This is a genomic window from Saccharopolyspora sp. (genome assembly GCF_017434145.1).
GTDB classification, from domain to species: domain Bacteria; phylum Actinomycetota; class Actinomycetes; order Mycobacteriales; family Pseudonocardiaceae; genus Saccharopolyspora_C; species Saccharopolyspora_C galaxeae.
The window spans coordinates 1-3,261 of sequence record NZ_JAFRFW010000812.1; the positions used below are offsets into that span (position 1 = coordinate 1).

Annotated in this window: 4 protein-coding genes and 1 pseudogene; 1 reads left to right on the forward strand and 4 read right to left on the reverse strand. The window is 72.0% G+C overall.

What is annotated here, in order from left to right; genetic code table 11:
* From IJH84_RS22035 to IJH84_RS22050, 4 genes and pseudogenes are all read right to left on the reverse strand, one after another.
* A pseudogene (locus tag IJH84_RS22035) lies at positions 1-392 on the reverse strand (hypothetical protein); the annotation flags it as partial.
* 6 nt (positions 393-398) lie between these two features.
* Positions 399-629 carry a Trm112 family protein gene (locus IJH84_RS22040; protein ID WP_200073529.1) on the reverse strand — a complete coding sequence of 77 codons (231 nt, stop codon included), beginning with the start codon at positions 627-629 and terminating at the stop codon, positions 399-401.
* A 35-nt stretch (positions 630-664) separates the two neighbouring features.
* Positions 665-2,014 carry a phosphomannomutase/phosphoglucomutase gene (locus tag IJH84_RS22045; protein WP_200073528.1) on the reverse strand — a complete coding sequence of 450 codons (1,350 nt, stop codon included), beginning with the start codon at positions 2,012-2,014 and terminating at the stop codon, positions 665-667.
* Between the two features lie 109 nt (positions 2,015-2,123).
* Positions 2,124-2,474, reverse strand: a complete 351-nt coding sequence (locus tag IJH84_RS22050; protein WP_200073527.1) for a DUF3499 domain-containing protein — start codon at positions 2,472-2,474, stop codon at positions 2,124-2,126.
* A 221-nt stretch (positions 2,475-2,695) separates the two neighbouring features.
* Between IJH84_RS22050 and IJH84_RS22055 the strand changes: the two genes are divergently transcribed.
* Positions 2,696-3,169, forward strand: coding sequence for a metallopeptidase family protein (locus IJH84_RS22055; protein ID WP_295148479.1), 474 nt, complete (start codon positions 2,696-2,698; stop codon positions 3,167-3,169).
* Positions 3,170-3,261 lie beyond the last annotated feature (92 nt).

The window sequence follows — 3,261 nt, forward strand, 5'->3', positions numbered from 1 at the left end:
AGATCCACGGCTGTCAGAGTCCCTGATTCCGCATCACCGATATACCAGTGGGCCATCGGAATCCGCCAGCACCGGATCGACGGGTCGGCGGTGTGCGCGAAGACCACGTCCAGCGGGCCCACCCAGGCGGGAACCCGCTCCCCCACGAAAACCGGGACCGGGCAGGACGGGCCGGTCAGCGCCGCCAGCAGCTCGCACACCGCCGGTCCGACACCGGGACGGGCGGCCAGCACCAGCGACCGCGGACGCTCATCGGCGATGTCGTCCAAGCCGGCCACCGCTTCGGCCGCCGCGCGCACCTGCGCGCCGGCCAGCGCGGCCGAGCGCAGCAGTCCGCGCGCATCCGCCGCCGCGATCCGGTCCGGGTCGTCGAACAGGCTGTCGTCGAGCACCGGGGGTCACCTCTCCCCGGGACTGCCCGCGTCCCCGGAACCGCCCGCGTCGGGGCCGCCAACGGCCTCCTCCAGCAGCAGCACCGGGATCCCGTCCCGCACCGGAAAACCGCGACCGCATTCGCTGCAGGTCAGGTAGTCCGCCTGCGCGTCACCGGCCGAACCGGCGCGCAACGCACCGCCCTCGCCCGGGCAGGCCAGGATCTCCAGCAACTTCGGTTCCAGGTCCACGGCCACTTTCCCTCCCAAGATCGCACCCGCTGCGGCGGCGCTCAGCCCCGCACCACCGCGAGCACCTCGTCGCGCAACGCGGCCACCGCCGCGGCGTCCGGTGCCTCCACGTTCAGCCGCAGCAGCGGCTCGGTGTTCGAGGGACGCAGGTTGAACCAGGCACCGTCCGCCAGCTCCACGGTAAGCCCGTCCAGTTCGTCGATTCGAGCTCCGTTGCGATCCCGGTAGGTCTCGGCGACCGCCCGCAGCCTGCCGTCCGGGTCCTGGACCGTCGAATTGATCTCACCGGAGGCCGCGTAGCGGGAGTAGTCGGCCATCAGCGCCGACAGCGGACCGTCCTGCCCGCCGAGCGCGGCCAGCACGTGCAGCGCGGCCAGCATCCCGGAGTCGGCCTTCCAGAACTCGCGGAAGTAGTAGTGCGCGGAGTGCTCGCCGCCGAAGATCGCACCGGTCTCGGCCATGGTCTGCTTGATGAACGAGTGCCCCACCCGGGTGCGCATCGGCTCGCCGCCGTGCTCGGCGACGATCTCCGGCACCGCGTTCGAGGTGATCAGGTTGTGGATCACCGTCGCGCCCGGCTCCTTGGCCAGCTCGCGCACCGCGACCAGCGCGGTGATCGCGCTCGGCGCGACCGGGTCGGCGTTCTCGTCGACCACGAAGCAGCGGTCGGCGTCCCCGTCGAAGGCCAGCCCGGCGTCCGCGCCCACCTCGCGCACCTTCGCCTGCAGGTCCACCAGGTTCGCCGGGTCCAGCGGGTTCGCCTCGTGGTTCGGGAACGTGCCGTCCAGCTCGAAGTACAGCGGCACGACCTCGATCGGCAGGTCCTCGAACACGGTCGGCACGGTGTGCCCGGCCATCCCGTTGCCCGCGTCGACCACGATCTTCAGCGGACGCACGCCGCGCAGGTCCACCAGCTCGCGCAGGAAGTTCGCGTAGTCGGCGACCATGCCGCGCTCGGTGGCGCTGCCCTTGGCGCCGAGGAACTCCGGCACGCCGTGCGCGACCAGCTCCTGGATCTCGGACAGCCCGCTGTCCTGCCCGACCGGCGCCGCGCCCGAGCGGCACAGCTTGATGCCGTTGTAGCGGGCCGGGTTGTGGCTGGCGGTGAACATCGCGCCCGGCAGCTCCAGCGTGCCGGAGGCGAAGTAGAGCAGGTCCGTGCTCGCCAGCCCGATCGAGATCACGTCCACGCCCTGGCCGGTGACGCCCTCGGCGAAGGCGGCGGCCAGCCGGGGCGACGATTCGCGCATGTCGTGGCCCACGATCACGGCTGGTCCGCCGACGAGCCTGGTGAAAGCCGCGCCGATCTCGCGCACCGAGTCGGCGTCCAGCTGCTCGTCCACCACCCCGCGGATGTCGTACGCCTTGACGATCTCCGACAGGTCCCGCACGCGGCACACCCCTACGTAGTCCGACCAACCTCGCTTGCGCTGCAGAGCCTACCGGCGATCGGTGATCTTGAAAGGGGTCGGCGAGCCGTTCGGGCCGGGTGTGGGTGAATCACTCGTCCCGGGGGTCCGGCAGCGCCCGCAGGTGGCCGCGGCGGCCGTCACCGACGGTGAAGTCCGGCGGGTCGCAATCGCGGCCGGCTTCCCGGACCGCCTCGGCCAGCGCGGTCAGGTCGTCGGCGGAGGCTTCCGGCATGCCGAACTCGCCCTCGTGCCGCACGACCTCCCAGCCCTTCGGCACGGTCAGCTTCAGCGCGTGGTCTTCGCAGAGGTCGTAGCTGTGCGGTTCGGCATAGGTGGCCAGTGGTCCGACCACGGCGGTGGAGTCCGCATAGGCATAGGTGAGCGTCGCAACGGCCGGGTTGGTACACCCGGTCCGCGAGCACCGCCTCACGCTCCGCACGACCCGCACGATAGCGCCCTCGGTCCAGTGCGTGCCGCAGGCACGCGGAATCGTCTCGCGCCGCGGGCCCTTTCAAGGCTGTTCGCCCGGCGTTCGCCCAGGTGAGCGGGTTTGTTCGCGGTGCGCTGAACACCTCGGTGGGCGCTGCGGTCACCGACCGTGGCGCGACAGGCGCCCGAACGGGCATCCCCGCCGCGGGGCGGAGGGCGTACCCTCAGCCCGTGGTGACCGCACGTGGACATCGGCGCCGGACGCTAGCCCGGCGGGACCGTCGAGGCCGCGGACTGCGCGGCCCCCTGTACCCATCGTCGGTCCCCGTCGCGCGCAGCCGCTCCGAGCGGTTCGACGCGCTGGTGCTGGAGGCGCTGGAGCCGATCGAGCAGCGTTGGCACGCCGAGCTGACCGAGCTCGACGTGGCGGTGGATGAGGTTCCGGAAGTCAAGGCCACCGCTCCGGAGAAGATCGTCTGGGACGACGACGTGGTGGTCGACGCGAACGTGCCGCTGGCCCGGCTGGTGCCGTCCGGGGTGGATCGCCGCGGGCTGCCCACCCGGGCGCGGATCGTGCTGTACCGGCGACCGCTGGAGGCGCGCGCCCGGGACGGGCAGGACATGGCCGACCTGCTGCACGACGTGCTGATCGAGCAGGTGGCGACCTACCTGGGCCTGGACCCCGACGTGATCGAGGGCCAGTAGCCGCTTCCCCGCGGCCGGGGCCCGCTCGCGGCCGGAAAGGGGTGCACGGACGGCTGGTCCGATCTGTTCGGACGAGCAGAACGTCCACTCAC